Origin of the sequence: Rhodococcus sp. 06-470-2 (assembly GCF_002258235.1) — a bacterium.
In the GTDB taxonomy this organism is placed as follows: Bacteria; Actinomycetota; Actinomycetes; order Mycobacteriales; family Mycobacteriaceae; genus Rhodococcoides.
Genome location: NZ_NOYB01000010.1, coordinates 444,569 through 465,415 on the forward strand (window position 1 = coordinate 444,569; position 20,847 = coordinate 465,415).

General features: G+C 67.4%; 11 protein-coding genes. 4 read left to right on the forward strand and 7 right to left on the reverse strand.

Translation table 11 applies throughout. The features are described 5' to 3' along the window. Nucleotides 1-133 precede the first annotated feature (133 nt). Nucleotides 134-3,397, reverse strand: coding sequence for a (Fe-S)-binding protein (locus CH276_RS05540; protein ID WP_094630288.1), 3,264 nt, complete (start codon nucleotides 3,395-3,397; stop codon nucleotides 134-136). A gap of 579 nt (nucleotides 3,398-3,976) precedes the next feature. On the opposite strand from CH276_RS05540, the gene CH276_RS05545 reads away from it, so the two are divergent. Beyond that, nucleotides 3,977-4,633, forward strand: a complete 657-nt coding sequence (locus tag CH276_RS05545) for a hypothetical protein (RefSeq protein ID WP_045196887.1) — start codon at nucleotides 3,977-3,979, stop codon at nucleotides 4,631-4,633. A 273-nt stretch (nucleotides 4,634-4,906) separates the two neighbouring features. On the opposite strand, the gene CH276_RS05550 is transcribed toward CH276_RS05545, so the two are convergent. The 6 genes from CH276_RS05550 to CH276_RS05575 all read right to left on the reverse strand — a co-directional run bounded on the left by CH276_RS05550 (nucleotide 4,907) and on the right by CH276_RS05575 (nucleotide 14,579). Continuing rightward, nucleotides 4,907-6,016 carry a S1 family peptidase gene (locus CH276_RS05550; protein WP_094630289.1) on the reverse strand — a complete coding sequence of 370 codons (1,110 nt, stop codon included), beginning with the start codon at nucleotides 6,014-6,016 and terminating at the stop codon, nucleotides 4,907-4,909. Between the two features lie 89 nt (nucleotides 6,017-6,105). Continuing rightward, on the reverse strand, nucleotides 6,106-7,404 hold the full coding sequence (locus CH276_RS05555) for a S1 family peptidase (RefSeq protein WP_032396082.1): 1,299 nt from the start codon (nucleotides 7,402-7,404) through the stop codon (nucleotides 6,106-6,108). Between the two features lie 75 nt (nucleotides 7,405-7,479). Beyond that, a complete protein-coding gene (locus CH276_RS05560) occupies nucleotides 7,480-9,126 on the reverse strand; it encodes an Hsp70 family protein (RefSeq protein WP_094630290.1) in 1,647 nt (548 codons plus the stop codon). Continuing rightward, nucleotides 9,123-10,283 carry a hypothetical protein gene (locus CH276_RS05565; protein ID WP_094630291.1) on the reverse strand — a complete coding sequence of 387 codons (1,161 nt, stop codon included), beginning with the start codon at nucleotides 10,281-10,283 and terminating at the stop codon, nucleotides 9,123-9,125. The genes CH276_RS05560 and CH276_RS05565 overlap by 4 nt, the downstream gene beginning before the upstream one ends. 43 nt (nucleotides 10,284-10,326) lie before the next feature. After that, nucleotides 10,327-12,837, reverse strand: coding sequence for a helix-turn-helix transcriptional regulator (locus CH276_RS05570; protein ID WP_094630292.1), 2,511 nt, complete (start codon nucleotides 12,835-12,837; stop codon nucleotides 10,327-10,329). Between the two features lie 5 nt (nucleotides 12,838-12,842). After that, on the reverse strand, nucleotides 12,843-14,579 hold the full coding sequence (locus CH276_RS05575) for an Hsp70 family protein (RefSeq protein WP_094630293.1): 1,737 nt from the start codon (nucleotides 14,577-14,579) through the stop codon (nucleotides 12,843-12,845). 261 nt (nucleotides 14,580-14,840) lie between these two features. Here CH276_RS05575 and CH276_RS05580 point away from each other — a divergent pair, with 261 nt between their 5' ends. From CH276_RS05580 to CH276_RS05590, 3 genes are all read left to right on the forward strand, one after another. Continuing rightward, nucleotides 14,841-17,432 (forward strand): IniB N-terminal domain-containing protein, encoded by a 2,592-nt coding sequence (locus tag CH276_RS05580; RefSeq protein WP_094630294.1) that lies wholly within the window; start codon nucleotides 14,841-14,843, stop codon nucleotides 17,430-17,432. Nucleotides 17,433-17,580: 148 nt separating this feature from the next. After that, nucleotides 17,581-19,389 carry a dynamin family protein gene (locus CH276_RS05585; protein WP_032396078.1) on the forward strand — a complete coding sequence of 603 codons (1,809 nt, stop codon included), beginning with the start codon at nucleotides 17,581-17,583 and terminating at the stop codon, nucleotides 19,387-19,389. After that, entirely contained in the window at nucleotides 19,386-20,846 is a 1,461-nt protein-coding gene (locus CH276_RS05590; RefSeq protein ID WP_032396077.1) for a dynamin family protein, read from the forward strand. Before CH276_RS05585 ends, CH276_RS05590 begins: the two co-directional genes overlap by 4 nt. The last annotated feature ends 1 nt before the right edge of the window (nucleotide 20,847 follow it).

The following is a 20,847-nucleotide window of genomic DNA, read 5'->3' on the forward strand; positions in this document are numbered from 1 at the left end:
CCACTCGGCAGATTGTGGATAACCGGTGTGCCTGTGGATAACTCGTAGAAGTGGACCTCACACCCTTACTGACGACTGCGCGCCCCTGCTCTGAGGTGAGCAAGGGCGCGCAGTCGGTGAAAAGGGTGTGAAGTTACTTCCGGCGACCCGGAACCTTTGCCCCCGGAGCGAATCCGAGTCCACCGGCCTTCGGCTTGGGCGGAGTGCGATCGTCGGATTCACCCGCAGCGTCCGACGCCTCCGCCTTCGGTGCCTCTGCTGCCGGTGCCTCGGACTTCGGGGCCTCGGGTGCAGCGGCTTCCTCGGTCGGCTCGGCCTTCTCGGGCTCTGCAGTCTCCGGCTCGGCGGGTGTCGCTGCGGCCGCACCGGGCGTGCGTGCGCCCGGTTTCTTGAATCCGGATTTCACGGCCAGGCCCTTGGGCTGGATGGTCGGCTTGGATTCGGTTGCGGCCTCGGTGGCGGATGCCTCTGACGCTTTCGCCTCGGCAGTAGGAGCCTGGGCAGCAGGAGCCGCTGCAGTAGGAGCCTCGGACTCGGGAGCCTCAGCAGCAGGAGCTTCGGCAGCAGGCTTACCCGGTGCCTTGGCGCCCGGCTTCTTGAATCCGGACTTCACGGCCAGGCCCTTGGGCTGGACGGTCGGCTTGGATTCGGTTGAAGCCTCGGTGGCGGGTGCCTCCGACGCCGTGGCCTCGGCAGTAGGGGCTTCGGCGGGCTTACCCGGTGCCTTGGCACCCGGCTTCTTGAAGCCCGACTTCACGGCCAGACCCTTGGGCTTGACCGACGGAGTCGACTCCGAGGTCTCTGCGGTGGCAGGTGCTTCGGCCGCCGCGGGAGTCTCGGCAGGTGCAGGTGCAGCCGCCTTCGCGCCGGGTGCCTTGCCCTTCATCTGCAGGCCCTTGCCGCCGGGTGCCTTGCCGCCGGCCATGCCGAGACCCTTGGGCTTGGCGGCGGGTTCTGCGTCGGCGCTGTCGGCCGGTGCAGCGGAACCGGGTGCCTTGGCTCCCGGAGCCTTGGCCAGACCCTTCATCTTCAGTCCGCCGGCCTTGGGAGCCGGAGCTGCCGGAGCGGACTTCGCCTCGGCCGGTTCCTCGACGGGTGCGATCCGCTCGGCCTCTTCGACCTCGGCGGCATTCTCCGTTGCCAGCTCCTCCTGAGGAGTGCGCTCGCGGGGGATGACCTTGATGTTCTCGGCCAGCACCGAGGACTCGACGCGGGTGATCGACTCGAGCATCAACTGTGCGACGTCGACGACCTCGACGCCCTCGTGTGCGCCGCCTTCCTGACGTGCGGTGACACCGTCGGTGAGCATGACGCGGCAGAACGGGCAACCCGTGGCGATCTTCTTGGGGTTGGTCGCCAGTGCCTCGTCGACCCGGTCGATGTTGATGCGCTTGCCGATGTTCTCTTCCATCCACATGCGTGCGCCACCGGCACCACAGCACATGGACCGCTCACCGTGACGCGGCATCTCCTTGAGGTTGGAGCCCGACGCCGCCATGAGCTCACGCGGGGCGTCGTACACCTTGTTGTGACGGCCCAGGTAGCACGGGTCGTGGTAGGTGATGTCCTGGCTGACCGAGGCCACCGGGATCAGCTTCTTCTGCCGCACGAGTCGGTTGAGCAGCTGGGTGTGGTGGACCACCTCGTAGTCGCCGCCGACCTGCGGGTACTCGTTGCCGAGTGCGTTGAAGCAGTGGGCGCAGGTGACGACGATCTTGCGCTTGTTCTGCTCGACACCCTCGAAGACGTTGTTCAGCGTCTCGATGTTCTGCATGGCGAGCTGCTGGAACAGGAATTCGTTGCCTGCGCGGCGAGCGGAGTCACCGGTGCAGGTCTCGTCGGCACCGAGCACCAGGAACTTCACGCCTGCAGTGGCGAGCAGCTCGGCGACGGCCTTGGTGGTCTTCTTGGCGCGGTCCTCGTAGGCACCGGCGCAGCCGACCCAGAAGAGGTACTCGTAGTCCTGGAACGAATCGGCGTCCTGGCCGAAGACCGGGATGTCGAAGTCCATCTCGTTGATCCAGTTGAGCCGGTCCTTGGAGTTCTGGCCCCACGGGTTGCCCTTGTTCTCCAGGTTCTTGAACAGACCTGCGAGCTCGGACGGGAACTCCGATTCGATCAGCACCTGGTAGCGGCGCATGTCGATGATGTGGTCGACGTGCTCGATGTCCACCGGGCACTGCTCGACGCACGCACCGCAGGTGGTGCAGCTCCACAGCACCTCGGGATCGATGATGCCGCCCTCGATGGCGTCGGCGACGAGCTTGCGATCGGCTTCGTCACGAGCGTTCTGCGGGATGGCGTCGAGCGCCTTCTGATCGACGTTGCCCTCGGCGTCGACGAGTCCGACCTCGTCGCCCGCCATGTCCTTCTTGCCGCCGGCCAGCAGGTACGGGGCCTTGGCGTGGCTGTGGTCGCGCAGCGACATGATCAGCAGCTTGGGGGAGAGGGGCTTGCCGGTGTTCCAGGCGGGGCACTGCGACTGGCAGCGGCCGCACTCGGTGCACGTGGTGAAGTCGAGCCAGCCCTTCCAGCTGAAGTCCTCGATCTTGCCTGCGCCGAACGCGTCGACGTCGGGGTCGGCCTCTTCCATCTCGAGGACCTTGCCGCCGGACATCATCGGCTTGGCCGGTCCGAGTGCGACGGTGCCGTCGTCCATGCGCTTGAAGTAGATGTTGGGGAACGCGGTGAAGCGGTGCCACGCGATACCCCAGTTGATGCGCGAGCCGACGATGTAGAGCCAGATCATGCCGGACATCAGCTTGATGAACGCGAACACCGAGACCATGTTCGAGTTGGCCGGCAGGAGCTCGGCCAGGCGCATCGTGAAGAAGTCGGTGTACGGGTTCGAGTGTCCGTAGGTGGCGATCTTGCCCGCCTTGACGAACACCATGCCCAGGCCCTCGATGAGCACGACGGCCTCGACGAAGTAGGCGGCCTTGAACCCGGAGCCGGCGAAGCGCGACTGGCGCTCGGGCTTACGCGGGTGGTTGAGCTGGCGAATGATGATCAGCGTGGTGATGCCGATGACGGTGCCGAGTCCGAGCAGCTCGTCGATGAGGTGGTAGGCCGCGGTGTCACCGACGATGGGCCAGTGGAACTCGGGGTTGAACGTCTGGCCGTAGGCCTCGAACCAGACGATGGCACCGAGCATGAAGCCGATCATGACCAGCCAGTGCGCCCAGCCGACGGTGCGGAACTTGACCATCTTGGTGTGAGCCAGGAACTCGACGACCATCTGCTTGAAGCGAGGGACTATCGGTCGCCAGCGGTCGGGTGCCGGCTGGCCCAGTCGCACGATGTTGAACATCCGCAGGCCCCCGCGAATGAAGACGTACCAACACACGAGGCTGAGCAGAGCACCGACTGTGCCCAACGTGATCGTCAGGGCGTTCATGTCGCGGCCTTTCGCTAAAGGTGGCAGCTGGAGGGCTACCGCGGGTTCAGCCCGTCGAGCTGGATTCCGGTCTATGTTACTCGTCAGTAGTAATTCCGCTGTACTGATGGGTAACTTAGCATCGCCGGGTGAAGCGATGCTGGTTGGTGCGCAAATGAGGCCGTCCGACGGGTGGGCTGAACTCGTCAGTAGGTTGTCTCGCAGATCACCGTATGCGTAGGCCGTCGAGGTGTTCTCGCAAAGGCAGTCCTTACTTGGCGGGGAGTCGTCGTATCGGTATCCGGCGGAAACCGACGCCGAGTACTGGTTGCGCTCCAGTGTCGGGGGCTGCGTCAGATTGCAGCGACTTCGATGGAGTTCACGTATGTCGATGCTGCGCAGGCGGCCAATCCGACTGTGACAGTGAACAAGTGGTGGAGGTCGGGGCGGTTTCAGAAGAACAACGATCGGTCCGATTTGTACGCTACAATTTCGTGCGCACCACAAGTCTCAGACGCGTCATCGGGGTGACTTTGCGTTTGACGGTTGCCTAGCGGAACTGCCAAGCACCCACTGCACAGAAACGGAACTGAACTCCACATGAAACTTCGCAAACTGGCCGTCACATCGGCCCTCGTCGCAGTCGCGATGGGCCTGGCCAGCGGAACCGCGTACGCGCAGCCCGCCGAGGAAACAGCCCCCGGTGACACCAACTACACCGTCGACCTCGAAGATCGCACGATCGTCACCACCATCGATGCAGGCGTCTTCAAGGTCGCCGACGACGGCAAGACGGTCGACGTCCTCGACGCCGCCGACAACACCCTCGTGACGCTTCCGCTCTCGTTCAACCTCGGCGGACTCAACTTCCCCTACGAGCAGAACGTCGACGACAACGGCAAGACCCTGCGTCTGGTTCCGAACCTCGACTTCACGAAGGCATCGGCCAACTCGCGCAGCATCGGCGCGACGACCGTCGCCTCGCCCGAGGAGAACCTCAGGGCACAGCAGAACTTCTCGTCGCAGCTCGGTATTGCGACCGCGGTCGGTGGGCTCACCGGCACCATAATCGGAGCTGGCTTGGGGCTCATCGGCATTATCGGCGGCCCCGCAGTCATCCCGGCCGTCGTGACCGGTGCAGGCATCGGTGGCGTCGTCGGCACGATCGTCGCCGGCGGTCCCACTCTCGTCGTTGCCGGTATCGACTTGATCAACACGTTGAACGCGGCACCGGGCACCACGGTCTGGGCCAAGTAAGCATCTCTTCGCAGAAGCCCGCACTCCTCACGAGGAGTGCGGGCTTCTCGTTTTCGAATCGTTCAGGCTCCGTGGATGGTGGCGAGCGAGATGGCCTCGACGACGATGGTGTAGGCGTAGCCGAAGAGTGTGAATCCGACGGACAGCAGTTCGGTCATGGAAGGTTCCGCCTCAGCAGTCGAACGGGTGCACTGTTCGAGCGCGACAATGCGCCTCGCAGCGATGGACTCGTCGGATCATACGGAGCGCGGGTGTGTTTGTCCGGGTGGACGCCTACGAGGTGCGGATGGTCAGACCGGGGTTCTCTGCGAGTACGTCGTTGATGGGGGTGGCGAACAGCTCGGGTCGCTGACCCTGCAGCATGCTGACGACGGTCGCGATCTCGCAGGAGGGCTGGTCTCCCACGTTCGACGCATTGGCGATGCCGACGGCGAGGGTGCCGCTGACGACGGGGCCGCCGCTGTCGCCGCGTAGCGCGCAGATCGAGGTGGAGAAACTGCGGTCCAGGACGTTGTCTCCCAGTGCCACCTGCAGGCCGGTGGAAAGAATTGTGCCGCAACTGAATCCGGTTCTGGATCCGGACTTGCAGACCGGTGCGCCGACGATCGGGTCGACCGTGCCGGTGACATGCAGCGGGTCAGCTCCGGGGACTCGCACTGCGTTGCTCTCGAATTCGGCGACGTTTGCGTCGTCGATGTCGATCAAGGCGTAGTCGTTGCGCGACTGGCTCGTTCGGTAGAACGTTCCGAATTTCGAGCCCACGAGACTGCCGTACATCGGGTACGCGCCCGTCAGTGCTGCGGAGCCGGTATCGGTGGTGCTCGGATTGCAGTGGCCTGCAGTGATGTTCACCGATCCGCGCGTCGGGTCGACGGCATTGAATCCGAGGGAGCAACGTTGTCCGAGGCCGGCCGGTGTGCCCGCGAGGAAGCTGTCGCCGCCGAGATACGAACTCGCACGGATCGGGCCTGCCGTCGGTGACGGATCGAAGGGGAGCAGGTCCCACAGCGGCTGGACGGCATCGAACATGGCCTGCGGGATCACGAGGGGCGAGGCATCGATCTCGAAGCCGTTGGCGGACGCGGCATCTGCCACGTCGGCGCGGGTAGGTCCGTCCGCCACCGCGACGACGGGGCGTCCGTCGGCGTCCAGCCACGCGCTCGCGACCCCGTCGGAACCGACCGTATCGGTGAAGTCGGCCAGTCGACGTGCCGCGTCGGCACGATCGAGAAATTGTTGCGGAGTCAGGCCGAGGTCACGGGCCACGGCGTCGGCGAGGGCGGGAGGCAATGGTGGTTCTGCGCTCGCGGTCGGTGCGAACACCGCCATCGTCGCCAGAATCGGAACCGCGACGAACGACAGCCGGAAAGCTCGGCGACGCATAGAAACCTCTCCCCCGGGCATCTGGTGATGTGATGCCGTTCACCCTGGAGTACGACTATAGGCGGTGGAGGGCTCCCGAAGTACCCGACTCAGTCGGTTCGCAGCGTGGCTCCCGTTGCGCGCGTGACCTGATCGATGGGAATGCCCAGGCTGGCGGTGCCGCCGTACTGTGCCAGCGCGAGGTTCGCCTCGTTGCAGTCGGGTGCGCCGCCGCTGTTGGATCCGCTGGTGATTCCGAGGGCGAGTGTCCCGGTCACGATGGCGCCACCGCTGTCGCCTGCGAGAGTGCATGCGGTGCTGGCGAATCCGCGTACGGTGCGGGACGTGCCGTCCTCCATGTAGAGCTGCGTCTCGACGCGATCGGCCGCAACCACTCCACAGGTGAACGACGACGACTGCCCGGACTTGCAGACCGGTGCGCCGATGACCGGTGATGCTGTTCCGGTGACGGTGACGGTGCTGCCGTTCGCGCCACGGACGGTGGGGCGGTCGAGTCCGGACGCGATGCCGGTGTCGTTCAACGCGATGACCGACCAGTCGAGGCCGTCCTCCGCCCCCAGACTCGACCGATCGAACGACCCGATCTGCGTGCTGCGTGCGATATCGGCCGGGTCGGGAAGATAGACCGGTGCGCCGCCGGATCCGGTGGCCTTGTCGGGATTGCAGTGGCCTGCGCTGAGATTGACGGCGGCACCGGAGGGGTCGACGGCGTTGAAGCCGAACGAGCAGATGCTGATGTCGGTGGCCGGAGCGTCGGCTATGGGTCCGGAGGTGGTGACGTAGGTGTCGCCGCCCATCGGAGTCGGGTCGACCGGCTTGTTTCCGCCGGGAGAGAGAATGACCTTGATGTTCGCCAGCAGTGTCGGCAGATTCAGTGCGCTGCCGATCGGGCTGTTCACCAGGTCGATGACGATCTGATTGTCGATGAAGTCGATGGCGGTTCCGTTGATCTGCTCCGAGATCTCGCGGGGGAGGCCCGCGATCCAACTGTTGAGATCGGCCAGCGACTTCTCGAGTCCGTCTGCCGACACGGGCGACTGCGCGGTGGCGTATCCGTCCTTGGCGACGGCCTGCGCGGCAGCAGGCGAGGTGACGGCGACGACGGCATTGCCGTCGGGCCCGATCCAGGCACCGGCGAAGTCGGCGGGACGGCTGGCCCGGAAGTCCGATGCGTATGCGGACAGTTCCTGCGCGCGAGCAGCACGATCGAGGTACTCCTGCGGGGAGATCTTCAGATCTCGCTGCACGGCCTCGACGAGCTCGCGGGGAAGCTGATCGGCGGGTGACTGGACGACGGGGTCCGCTGCTGCCGTCCCGGAGAACGAAGCGAGAAGAACGAAAGCCGTCGAACACAGCACTGCGGCACGCAGCGCCCCGGTGTTACGCATGAAATCCCTTCATCGGGTGCTTGGCATCAGCGACCCACCCTAGGGCATCGGGCGCAGAATCAGTGTTCGTGCAGGTCAGGGGTTGGGGACCGGGTCGGTCGTGGTCGTTACCGGAGTCGAGGTCGTGGTGGTGGTCGTAGTCGTGGTGGTGACCGGGGTTGTCGTCACCGGAGTCGTGGTGACCACCGGTGTCGTGGTGGGGACCACCCTCGTCGGCGCGGGCACCGGCGCAGGCGGCGGGGCAGGCTGGGGAGCAGGCGCGGGCGGGACGTACGGCTCGTACGTCGGCTCGTCGATCACTTCCGGAACGACGACGGGCTCGACGGGGCTCGCGGTGGTGGTCGACGGCGTGCGAGTCGAGGTGACGATCGGCGAGCCGGCATCGGTGACGGTCGGAGGCGTCGCGGCGGGGCCGGAGCCGAACACTCCGCTCACTGCCGCGATGGCGAGCACGATGACCACGCCTGCCGCTGCGCCGGCCACGATGGTGGCGATCGTTCGGGAGCGCTCGCTGCGTTCCTTCTTCGCCCCTGCCGATGCGTCGACAACCGGGGTGGCGGGAACGTAACCGGTTGTCGCGGCTTTCTCGTCGACCGGAACGATCGGCTCGGATCGAAATTCCGAATGGTCGAACACCGGAGCGACCGCGGGAATGGCCTCGGAGAAGGCGAGCGACGGTTCCGGCGCGACGACCGGGATGGCGTCGGTGTCGAGGGACTCCGTGCCGTCGTTACGGGTGACGATCGGCGCGGCACCGGTCACCAGGGAGTTGCCGTCGACGTCCTCGACCTCGGCGAGTATCAGTGCGCCGCGGGTCGCCGCGAGCGGCTCGACGAGGACTCGGCCCGACGAGCGTTCACCGAGGTGCGTCGCGACCGACGGGAGTGCGGCGCTGGCACCGGTGAGTATCACGGTGCCGGTCCCCGGTACGTCGAGCCGGTGTAGCAACGGCGCGACGAGGTCCGCGAACTCGGCTCGTGTCACCGTCGTGGACTGCGAGACACCGGGAAGTTCGACGGAGATCGTGGCGGTCTCGGCGGTGCTCAGGGTCTGCTTGGCCGCCTCGCACGAGGCGACGACGCCGGCAAGGGCAGCCAGCACTGCCGCGTCGGACAGGTCGATGTGCTCGCGATCGGTCACCACGTGATCGAAGAGTGCGTCGGTGAAGGCGTCTCCGCCGACGCCGGAGACACGGACGGTCCCACCTCCGGGATAGGTGGAGATGTCGGTGCCGGTGGCTCCGATGTCGACCACCGTGACCGCAGCCGAAGAGCTCGGCTGCGCGAACGCGCTCGAGGCTTTGGCGTCGGGCACCAGGGCAACGTCGGCGAGGCCGGTGTGATCGAGGGCGTCGCGCAGCAGGGCGACGGCGGCCCGGGTCCACCGCATCGGGTACGTCATGGTCGTGACGGGCATGTCGCCGACCACGCCGTCCTTCGCCGACACCATCGTCACGAGGCAATTGGCGGCGTTGGCCATCAGGTCCTCGGCGCGGTAGGCGTCGGCGTCGGGCTCGAGATCCTCCTGCTGACCGACCAGATCGACGAACCGGGTGAACGGGGCCGTGTCGGCCGATTCACCGAGGTGGGCGCGGCCGTCCTCGTCGAAGCGCAGGGTCGTCGGCAGGACGACGATCGTCGGTTCGTCCTCCACCGATGCGCGGTAGGCCGCGACGGACCTGGTGTTGCCCACGGTGATTCCGAGGTGACCGGTACCGCTCATCGAGTGTCCCCTGTCGATCGGTTGTTCGGCTCCCGGTCGGAGGGTGTGCCGCCGCGGGCCGCCGGAACCTGCTCGGATGCAGTCTGCTCGGTGTCCTGGCCGGATTCGGGAGTCTCGGTGGGCGGGTCGGTCGGCTCCTCGACCGGCAGTTCCGGCTCGACCGGTTCGACGAAGATCGGAGGCTTTTCGGGGGTGGTGTCCTCGGGTGCCTCGTTCGCCGGGCGTGTCGAGATCTCGGTCTCGGTCGGCTCGCTCCGCGGGAGGTCGGAGGTTCCGGTCGGAGTCGTCTCCTCCGCAAACGTGGTGGTCGCGGGCAGCGGAACGACGGGAGCGATTTCGGCGGCAGGCTCGAGAACGACGGTGGGGAAGTCGATCGGGCCACCCGACCCGGAGCCGATCGAGGATGTCGGCGGCACCACCTGGGCATTGTCGATGGTGGGGACCGCGGTATCGGTGGACGTACCGAGTTGCAGCGCGACGAGTGCGGCACCGACGGTCAACGCAGCAGCGAACGCCGCCGCAGCGAAGAGTGGGCGACGGTCGGATCCGGTCGGGGAGATCACCGCGAACCGCTCGGTGACGGCATCGACGGGGAATTGAGCAGCCAGAATCGCAGCACCGCGGGCGGCGGCGACGGCGGAGTCCTTCTTCTGCAGGGTCTGCAGGACCGACGCGTTCCACGCGGCGAGCGCCTCGGCTTCGGGCACCAGCGAGACGTGGGCGAGGCCGTGTGCGTTCATCGCCGAACGCAGAGCGAACACCTGCTCGGCCGTCCAGCGGGCAGGGTAGGTCGCGGCCGCCGCCAGATCACGCGGCTGCAGATCGATCGACGACGCGACCTCGGTGAGAAGGCACAGCAGGGCCATCGACGTCAGCTGCTCGGCAGGCAGAACAGTGCCCTTGCTGCCGCTGACACCCACGCCGTCGGCGAGGGTGTCGAGAAAATGTGTGTAGGCCTCGGACTCGTCGTCGGTCGCATCTCCGAGCGAGACGGTGCCGTCGGGATGAGTGTTGAGCACGGTCTCGTGCAGTGACGCCAGGTGCAGCGAGGGTCCGGGCGCGATCGGATGGGACACGGCGGCGACGGCGCGCTCGTCGCCCAGGTAGAGGCCGACATCCGGTGCGCCGACACTCGCACTGCCGGGCTGCTCGGTCATGGTGCTGCTACCTGTTCTCGACTCGGGGAGTGGTGCTCGGTCGTTATGTCGCTCCCGGTCCCCGCACAGTTACAGGGTCGACGCCCACGCTGGTCGAGGCCCCGTAGCCCATGGCGCGCAGCATCGAGATCAGCTCCGATCGCGACTGGGCACCGAGCCTGCGCCGGATGCGGGCCACATGATGCTCGACGGTCTTCGGGGAGATGTAGAGCCGGCTGCCGACCTCGCGATAGGTGACTCCGAGGACGAGCAGTTCGGCGACCTCGGCCTCGCGTTCGCTCAGCGAGCCCGTCGACTGCGGCGTCGACCGCGGGTTGTCGCGCCCGGTCGAGCTGGGTTGGCGCAACGACCTGGCGATGTGCAGCAGCGACGTCGCCGTCGCAGTATCGGTGACGGTCAGGGCGGCCTCGCTCGCCAGTCGGGCTCCGTCCCATGGCAGCCCGAAGGCGGTGAGGGTGCGCGCGGAGGTCTCCACCTCGGTTGCGTCGGGTCTGCCCTGCAACACCCCGAGCCATGCGCGACCGGCAGCGGCGAGAGCGGCGCTGTACGGGTGAGTCGGAGCGGCAGCGGCCAGGGCCTTGGCGTGCGGCACCAACGCGTCGGGAGTCTGGGCCACGATGGCCGCCTGAACCTGGTACCAGTGCAGCGCCGACGCCCAGACGGGCGGATCGCCGAGCGCTGCGAGCAGATCGGTTGCCTGCGACACCAGATGTTCGACGCGGTCCACCTGGCCGAGTCGTGTTGCGGCCAGTAGCAACTCGCCCAGGGGCAGCAGCGCGAACAGGTCTGTGGAGTACTCGGCGATCACGCTCTGCGCCTGGGTCCATGCCGTGATCAGTGACCCCGAGTCACCGGACCTACGAGCCAGACCCACCCGAATCGCGTGCAGAAACAACTGATTGCGCACGTGCGACACCGGAATCCGCAGTGCCTCGATCGCGGCACCGGCATCGGCGGTCTCTCCCCGCAGCATCGACGCCCAGGCCCCGACGAGGCTCAGCCTGGTGTGCGCCTCGGAACCAGGACGATGTTCGCCGAGTGCCCGCGTCACGATGGAATCCACCCGGGGCAGATCGCCGCAGTGCACCGCGTGCAAGGCCGACACGGCAGCGGCAGTATCCGGTGTGCACGAGCGATCGGATGCATTGCCCGTCAACGTCATTGCCCGCATCAGTGCATTCGCACTCGCACTCGACGCCGCTGCGTTCCGCGAATCGATCGACCCGATCACTCCGGTGACCAGCAGGCTGCCCGACGCGGTACTCGACGTCGGCGCGAGAGCGGACACGGCAGCCATGGAACGGTCGGCGGCGCTGCGATCACCGGCTGCCGCGGCGGACAGGGCAGCCCACACGGCGTCGGGTCCGAGTCGGTCCTCGCCGAGCCAGGCGAACAACTGCGCACTGCGCGAGGACATTCCGCGTTGCGCCGCAATCGACGCCGACACTCGCACCGCGGTCCGCAGATCCGCCGCATCGCACCCCGCGGCGCCGTCGAGAATCGCATCGGCGAATCTCGCCGCCTCGTCCAGATCCCCGGTGGCCGCCGCGACCTCGGACCGTCTCGCAGCCAGCATCATCGAATCGAACCCTGCCTCGACGGCCGCGCCGTACAGGGCACCGGCGGCATCGACGGGAGCCGAATCCGCCTGCTGAACAAGGTAATCGGCGAGCCCGGCATGAACGACGCCGCGCTCCGCCAACGCACGGGCCGCGGTGGCGTCGAGCAGGCGGGATCGGGTGGCGACCTCGGTGATCGACGAGAGCAGGACGCGGCAGCGCCCGTCTCCGATCATCTCGATCAGCGGGGCCTCGGCGGACGGAATCAACGTGCCCGTGGTGTCGAGCATGCCGGAGCTGCAGGCCAGATCGACGATCGACTCGACATCGGTCGCACGCGGAACGACCTGCGCGGCCGATGCCGGGTCGGGCGTGACGCCGAACCGAGCTGCGAGCAGCAGTGCCCGTGTGTCGTCGGTGCTCTCGATCAGCATCCGACGGTGTTGTTCGGCAATCGATTCGGCGACCACGCGAAGCGGAGCCGGATCGGAACGGTCCCCGCCGAGCGCACCGAGGGCCGCGTCGACAGCGGCGAGAACTCCGCCGGTCGCCTTGGCGACGGCAGCGGCGAGCGACGCCGAGATCGGCCGGACGGTTGCTGCAGCCCTGGCCGCGATGGCCACCTTGTCCAGCGGAACCAGTGTCAATCGGTTGGAGCCGGCGGACGCGATCAGCTTCTCGATGCGTGAATCGAAACTGCGCGGCGCGGTGGCGACGATCAGAGTGATATCGGATCGGGTTGCAGCCGCTGCGATCTCGTCGAGACGCTGCTCGGACAGCAGGTGCGCATCATCGACGAGAATCGTGGAGCCGGACGGCGCGTCGGCGATGGTGCCCGCGTACACGTCCGTCGACGCCGCAACCGACTCGAGAACCGCGGATCGGCCGGAGCCGTTCACTCCGACGACGATATGAAATCCGTCGGCGGCGAGTGCATCACGGACGAAACGATCGGCACGCTCGACGCCGACGAGTCCGGAATGGGTGCTGGTCACGTGAATTACTGCGTGAGGCCGTCTATAACATTCGGAACCAGACCCGTTACGGCGTCGACAGTGTTCTCAAGACCATTTGTCACCCGCGGTATGGGATTGCCGACGCTCGGCAACGGTTGAGGAGTGTACTGGGGGACGCTCGGTGCCTGCGGAACCTGCACGGCAGGCGGTTGGTAGTTGGGAACGGTCGGAGCAGCGACGGACGGGACAGTCGGAACCGTGGCCGCGCCGTTGTCGGCTGGGGCTGCAGCAGGCGCTCCCGCGACCGGAGCGCCGGTGGCGGGGTCGATCTGCGTCACCGTGCCGTCGGCGTTGACCACCGTGGTCGGTGCGCTCTCGGATCCGGTTGCGGCGACACCGTTCTCGCCGGTGGCCGCCGTCGTCGTAGCGGCATCCGCCACCGCTGCGGTGGTTCCCGGCGTCTCGGTGCTCGAGATCGACGTTTCCGCGTTCGATTCAGCCGGAGTGGTGTTGTCGGAGGTCAACGCCGTTCCCACCGACAGGCCTCCGCCGGCCAGAAGGGCGAGGACGAGAACGGATCCGGCCACGACGCCGGCCTTCTTGCGACCGGACATCCCTGCGTCGGATTCGACGGCGGTCGGCGTCGGTGCGGGCCTGGGGGTGGGGCGAGGCATCGGCGCGGCTGCCGCAGCGGACGCCACTGCCGTGGTGGGCGCCGCGGCCAAGGCTGCGGCGTCGTCGGAGGAGGTGGCGTCGGCGATGTCGCTGCCGAGAATCGCGGCACCGATTGCGACGGTCAGTTCGGGACGCGGTCCGGCGACCACGGGTGCACGCAGTTCGGACGACATCAGCTCGGCGACCAGTGGTATGGCCGAGCTGCCACCGACGAGGACCACCTGGTCGATGTCGGTGACGTCGAGACCGGCGGCCGTGACGGCGTCGCGTACCACCCCGATCGACCCGAGCAGCGATGCGCGCACCAGTTCTTCGAGCTCGGAGCGCACCAGGCGAACCTCGGTGTGCAGGCCCGGCAGGTCGACCGTCAGAGACGTCGAGGTGTCGTAGGAGAGCTGTTCCTTCGCTTCACCGCAGCGTGCCCGCAGTTCCACCAGCGCGCCGACGGTATCGGGATCGAAGGGATCGAATTCGAAGGACTGGCTGCCCGAGACGGTGTCGAGCACGTACTGCATGATCGCGTGATCGAACTGCGCTCCGCCGTACTCCTGCGAGTGAACCCCCGTGCCGACGGTGCCTGCCTCGGAGCCGGTGCGCATCAGAGTGACGTCGAGTGCGGTCGCACCGAGGTCGTAGACCACGGCCAGGCCATCGGACTGCGTTCCTCGGGTGACTTCGAGCCAGCGCATCGTTGCGACGGACTCCGGGACCAGCGTGACGTCGGTGAGCCCCGCGCGGTCCAGCGCGTCACCGAGAACCTCCGCGGTGTACGCGTTCCAGCGAGTGGGGTGAGTGACGACGACGGTAGGAGCGGACTCGGTTCCGGCGGAGGCCTCGGCGACGAGCGCGCGAGCAGCGGTGGCGTACAGGTCCTCGGCGTGATGGCTGCGGCCGTCGTCGTCGATCAGTTCCACCGGATCGCCGACCCGGTCGGCGAAGCCGCTGATCAGATTCCGAGTGGACCGGTCCCACAGCTCTGCCAGACGCGGAGCTTCGCCCGGGCGGAGGTCGAGTGCCGAACGCTTGACCACCGAGGTGACGGGATCGGTGTCCAGTGCGGCCGCCGCCGTCACCGAACCGATACGTATGCCGAGCCCTGCGTTCATCGTCGTGTCGCCGCCTTCGTCTCGCGCTGCCGTCGGTACTACTGCCGTTACTCGCACTGTCGGCAGAAGCTACCTATTCGTTACGTCTCACAGCAGGTTAGAGCGTGAAACGAGTGAAATCCCCTAAAGCGCCGAGATCCCCTAATCGAAGTCCCCTGGCAACCCCCGGGGGAGTAGGGGGATCGGCCCCGTTGGGCGGGGGCTCTGCGGTGCATAGCTTTGTGATCAACCACGAAACACCCCTCGTCAAGGAGACCCACGATGGCTACCAACGCCGTACTCGATTTCATCCTCAGCCTGCTGCGCGACGACCAGGCCGCAGCCGCCTACTGCGCCAATCCCGAGACGACGCTGGCCGCCGCGGGACTCGGCGACGTCACTCACGCCGACATCGTCGCGGTCGCACCTCTGGTCGCGGAGTCGGGACTGTTCGCCGGTGCGGGCAGCCAGCTCTCGGCCATCCTGGGTGCAGGCGGGTCGGCGGGACTCGACGGCGCACTCGCCGGAGGCGCGAGCCTCGGTGGCGGACTGTCCGCCGGACTCGGATTGGCAGCGGGCGCAGTCGCAGGCGGCGGACTCGCAGCGGGCGGCAGCCTGACCGGCGGAATCGACGTCACCGGTGAGATCGCTGCTTCCCTGCAGGCAGCACTCGCAGCAGCGTTGGCCGTCGGAGGCCAGATCGGTCTCGAGCTCGGCACTGCCTTCGGCGGCGCACTCGACGCCCTGATCGGTGCAGGCGCAGGTATCGGCGGCGGGCTCGGCGGCGGCGTGGATCTGGACCTCGACGGTCTGCTCGGCGGAACCGTCGGACTGGGCGCGGCACTGACCGGACTGATCGGCGCAGGCGCAGGCATCGGCGGTGAGATCGGCGGAGACATCGCCGCACAGCTGCAGGCAGCACTCGACGCCGCCATCGGCGCGACCGGTGCCGTCGATCTCGGCGCACTGGCCGACATCCAGGGCGGCCTGGCCGGCGCACTCGGTGCGGTCTTCGGAGTCGGCGGAACCATCGGCGCAGAGCTCGGCGCTGCCCTCGGAGGAGTCTTCGACGCCGCACTCGGTGCCGGAGCCGGACTGGACATCGCCGGCGACCTCGGTGCCGCTCTGACCGCGGGAATCGGCGGCGCACTCGGTGGGCTGGGAACCATCGGAGCAGACCTGACCACCGACATCGGTGCCGCATTGAACGGAGCGCTCGGCGCAGGCGGCGCACTGGTCGGCGACCTCGCAGGCGGAGTCGGCGCGAGCCTGGGCGGTCTCTTCGCCGCAGACGGTGCCATCGCAGGATCCATCGGATCCGCGCTCGGAGCAGTCCTCGACGCAGGTGCCCTCGCAGACCTCGATGTCGACGCCCTGCTGGCCGCGGGCGGCAACCTCGGCGCAGTTGTCGGCGGCGCACTGGGAACCGCACTCGATCTCGACACCAGCGCAGTCGGCAGCCTCACCGCCGCACTCGACGCTGCACTCGACGGCACGATCGGAGCAGGCGCAAACATCGGCGGCGGACTTGTCGGCGGCCTCGAAGGCGGAGTTGCCGGCGGCCTCGAAGGAATCCTCGGAACGGCATTCGGCGTCGGCGGAGCAGCCGGAGCCCAGCTCGGCACCGCCCTCGAATCGGTACTCGACACCAGCGCAGCACTCGACCTCGGAGCCGCACTCGGAGCCGGAGCCGACGTCAGCGCAGGACTCGTCGGAGCGATCGACGCAGCAGTTGCCGCCGGAGCAGACCTCTCGGGAACCGTCGAAGGAGCACTCGCCGGAGTCGGCGGACTCGGCGCAGACCTGTCGGGCGGCCTGGCCGGACTCGGCGGACTGGGCGCGGGCCTCACCGGAGGACTCGCAGGCCTCGGAAACGTCGGTGCCGATCTGACCGGTGGCTTGGCAGGCGTCGGAAACGTCGGTGCAGATCTGGCCGGTGGCTTGGCCGGCGTCGGGAACGTCGGTGGCGATCTGGCCGGTGGTCTGGCCGGCGTCGGGAACGTGGGTGGCGATCTGGCCGGTGGCCTGGCCGGCGTCGGAAACGTCGGTGGCGAACTGGCCGGTGGCTTGGCAGGCGTCGGGAACGTCGGTGCAGGTGTGGCCGGTGGTCTGGCCGGAGTGGGTGATGCAGGTGCGGGTCTGACCGGCGGCCTGGCCGGACTCGGCAGCCTCGGCGGCGGTATCGCGGGCGGAGTGGCAGGCGGAGTGGCAGGCGGAGTGGCAGGCGGAGTCGCAGGCGGCGTGGATGCGGCGGCCTCGGCCGGTGCCGGACTCGAAGGAGCCGTCACCGGTGCGGTGAGCGGCGGAATCGACGCAGCGGCGTCCGCAGGTGCGGGCCTCGAAGGTGCCGCGGGAGCTGCAGGCTCGGTTGCCGGTGGCCTCGAGGGTGCCGCGGGCGGAGTAGTCGACGCCGGAACCTCGGTGGGCGGCGAGATCGCGTCCAACCTCGGCGCAGGACTGGACACCGGTGCCTCGATCGGAGGCGACTTCGCGTCCACCGTGGGTGCGGGTTTGGATGCTGGTGCGGACGCTGCGGCTTCCGCGGGCGGCGGGTTTGATTCCGCTGCCGACCTCGGTGGCCAGGCCGCGGGCGGCCTCACCGGTGGCCTGCAGTCGGGTGTCGAGGGACTGGCGGACGCCGGCGGCAGCCTTTCCTCCGCGGCATCGGGATCGTTCGATCAGTCCAGCTCGTTCGATTCCTCGGCTACGGCGAACGGCTCCGGCTGGTCGAGCGTCGACTCGGACGTCTTCGGTCAGGGCGAGACCGATTCGAGCCTGTTCAGCGACTCGAGCCTGCACGGTTCGGTGGACTCGGCAGCGGACTCCCTGGGACATGTGACCGTCGATCACGACTTCGACCCCACGCAGCCCTGATCCCCTCGCCTGCGGGTAGGCAATGACATGACTCGGCCCCGAGTGTTCCCCGGCACTCGGGGCCGAGTCGTAGCTAGAGTTCGTTCCTGGGCGTCAGTGGAGCCCGGGTACCGCGGAAGTCGACGAGAACGGTTGTGAGCACGAGCGTATGGACGGGCAATCTACGGAGCTGGCAGAGCTGCTGAGCCGAACCGCGGCGGTGGCGACATCGGCGGGAAGATCCGACCTGGTGGATCGAGTCGAGGCGGCGCGCTCGCGAGTGCTGGATCCACGTCGACGCATCATCGTGGTCGGACCGCTCAAGCAGGGCAAGAGTCAGTTCGTGAATTCGCTGCTCAATCTGACGGTGTGCTCGGTCGGAGACGACGAGACCACCGCCATCCCGACCGTGGTGTCCAATGCCGAGAGCCTGTCCGCGCAGCTCGTACTCGCCGATCCGGGCAACGAACCGATTCGAGTCGATGTTCCGCCCGAGCAGATCACGACGGTCACCCCGTCGAGTCCGCTGGCCCAGGGCCGTGAGGTGTTGCGCCTGGACATCGGGGTGGCGAGCCCGTTGCTCGCCGACGGGTTGGTACTGGTCGACACTCCCGGAGTCGGTGGGCACACGAATCCGCACGCGGCAGGCACATTGGGTCTCATTCCGTCGGCCGACGCGGTGCTCGTCGTGTCCGATGCCTCGCGCGAATTCACCGAGCCGGAACTGTCCTTTCTCCGGCAGGTACAGGGACTGTGCCCGGCCGTGGCGGTGCTGATCACCAAGATCGACCTGTATCCGCACTGGCGGCAGATCGTCGAGGCCAATCGTGGACACCTGGATCGCGCAGGCATCGACGTGCAGATGTTGCCGGTCTCGTCTCTGTTGCGTTCGCACGCACTGCGTTTGAACGACGAGGAACTCAACGCCGAGTCCGGTTTCCAGCAGCTCTACGCGTTTCTGCGGGACGACGTGGTGGCCCGGGCGGATGTGCTGGCGCGCTCCTCGGTCTCGCTCGATGTCCGTTCTGTCACCGAACATCTGACGCTCTCGTTCGGTAGTGAGCTTGCGGCACTGAAGGATCCGGAGCGGGCCGCCGCGGCCGTCGCCGGGCTGCAGCGCGCCAAGGCCGCCGCCGAGGAGCTGCACAAGCGGTCGTCGCAATGGCAGCAGACGCTCGGTGACGGTATCGCCGATCTCGCCTCCGACATCGATCACGATCTGCGCGACCGGTTGCGGCGCGTCACCCGGGAAGCCGAAGAGACCGTCGACGAGGGGGATCCGGGCAAGGATTGGCCGCAGCTCGGCGAGTGGCTCGAGGAGCAGATCGCCGCGTCGGTGGGCGACAACTTCGTCTGGGCTCACGAACGGGCACTGTGGCTTTCGGAGTTGGTGGCCGAACACTTCGCCTCGTCCGGAGCGGCAGCGTTGCCCGATCTGGACCTCGGTGATCTCGACAACGTCCTCGATCCCGTCTCGTCCCTGGCCGATCTGGAATCCGGTCGTATCGGAATCACCCAGAAGGTCCTGGTGGGAATGCGCGGGTCTTACGGCGGTGTGCTGATGTTCGGCCTGATCACCACGTTCGTCGGATTGAGTCTGCTCAACCCTATTTCGATCGGTGCGGGCGTACTGCTGGGCACCAAGGCGTACAAGGAGGACAAGGAGAACCGCGTCAAAGCGCGGCGGTCCGAGGCCAAGATCGCGATCAGGCGATTCACCGACGACGTCAGCTTCCAGGTGGGCAAGGAGTCCAAGGACCGGCTGCGACAGATTCAGCGAGTCCTGCGTGATCACTTCACCTCGATCGCCGAGCAGACGCTGCGCTCGCTCAACGAGTCGTTGCGCTCGGCGCAGGAGGCCGCCGCTGCCGACAACACCGACCGTGCCGCTCGCATCGCCGCGCTGGAGAAGGACATGCGGGTGGTGGCCGAACTGAATTCTCGGGCAGTATCTCTGGTCGAGGACGCTGCCGTATGAGCGTGGCGGCTCTCGCCCGGGCCCGCGACCTCATCTCTGCGGCACGATCGACGTACTCCGGTGATGCCGAAGCGTCCTGGATGCTCGACGAATGCCTCTACCGCCTGGACGAGCCGCTGCGGGTGGCCCTCGCGGGATCACTCAAGGCAGGTAAGTCGACGCTGCTGAATTCTCTCGTCGGGCAGGATATCGCCCCGACCGACGCCACCGAGTGCACGAAGGTCGTCACGTGGTATCGCAACGGCGTCACTCCCGCCGTCACGGCCTGGTACGACGGCGACCGAGCCGCGAACGTGCCGGTGCAACGGCGCGACGGGCGATTGACCTTCGACCTCGGGTCGTTGACGGCCGCACAGGTCGACCGACTCGACGTCGAATGGCCTGCAAGCGCTTTGGCACAGACGACGATCATCGACACCCCCGGTACCTCGTCTCTGTCGCGAGACGTGTCGGCACGCACGTTGGCGATGCTCACGCCCGAGAACTCGTCGTCGGGTGCGGACGCCGTCGTGTATCTGCTGCGCACTCTCAATGCGACCGACGTGTCGTTTCTCGGTCAGATCGGCGCGCACGTGGGCGGCGATTCGGGACCGCTCGGTGTGATCGGCGTCGTCTCGCGAGCCGACGAGGTGGGTTCGGGGCGGATGGACGCGATGATGTCGGCCAAGGAGGTCGCTGCGCGATTCGCGTCCGAACTCGAGGCCACCGGCCTGTGCCAGGCGGTGGTTCCGGTTGCAGGACTGCTCGCGCTCGGCGCGGAAACCCTGCGGCAGAACGAGTTCGCGGCCTTCGAGATGCTGGCGACCGTGCCCACCGAGGATCTGCAGTTGGCGATGCTCTCGGCCGACCGTTTCGTGCGCGCGGAGAGCACGCTCCCGGTCGATGCAGCGCTGCGGGCCAGCATCGTCGACCGGTTCGGGCTGTTCGGTATTCGGATGGCTGTGACGTTGATTCGGCTCGGGGTGCGCGATTCGCCGACGCTGGCTGCCGATCTGGTCGAGCGCAGTGGGCTCACCGAACTTCGGTCGGTGATCGACGTGCAGTTCGGTCAACGTGCCGACCAGCTGAAGTTGCATTCGGCTCTGGTTGCGCTGCAACGGATCCTGGAGTTCAGGCCGGAGTCTCACGCGCTTCGCACCGAGGCCGGCCGAATGCTCGCCGACGTGCACGGATTCGCCGAACTGCGTCTGCTCGGTCGATTGCGTTCCACCACACCGAAACTGCCCGACGGCGGACTGCTCGAGCTGCAGCGCATCATCGGTGGCTTCGGTATCGCTGCCACCGAGCGTCTCGATCTGCCTCCCGATGCCGGACGAGCTCAGCAGCGCGACACCGCGCTGGCGGCCGTGCACAAGTGGCGCGCATTGTCCGAGCATCCACTGCTGGACCGGTTCACCTCGACTTCGTGCGCCACGGCGGCCCGCAGCGCCGAAGGAATACTCGCGTCTCTGGCCTGAT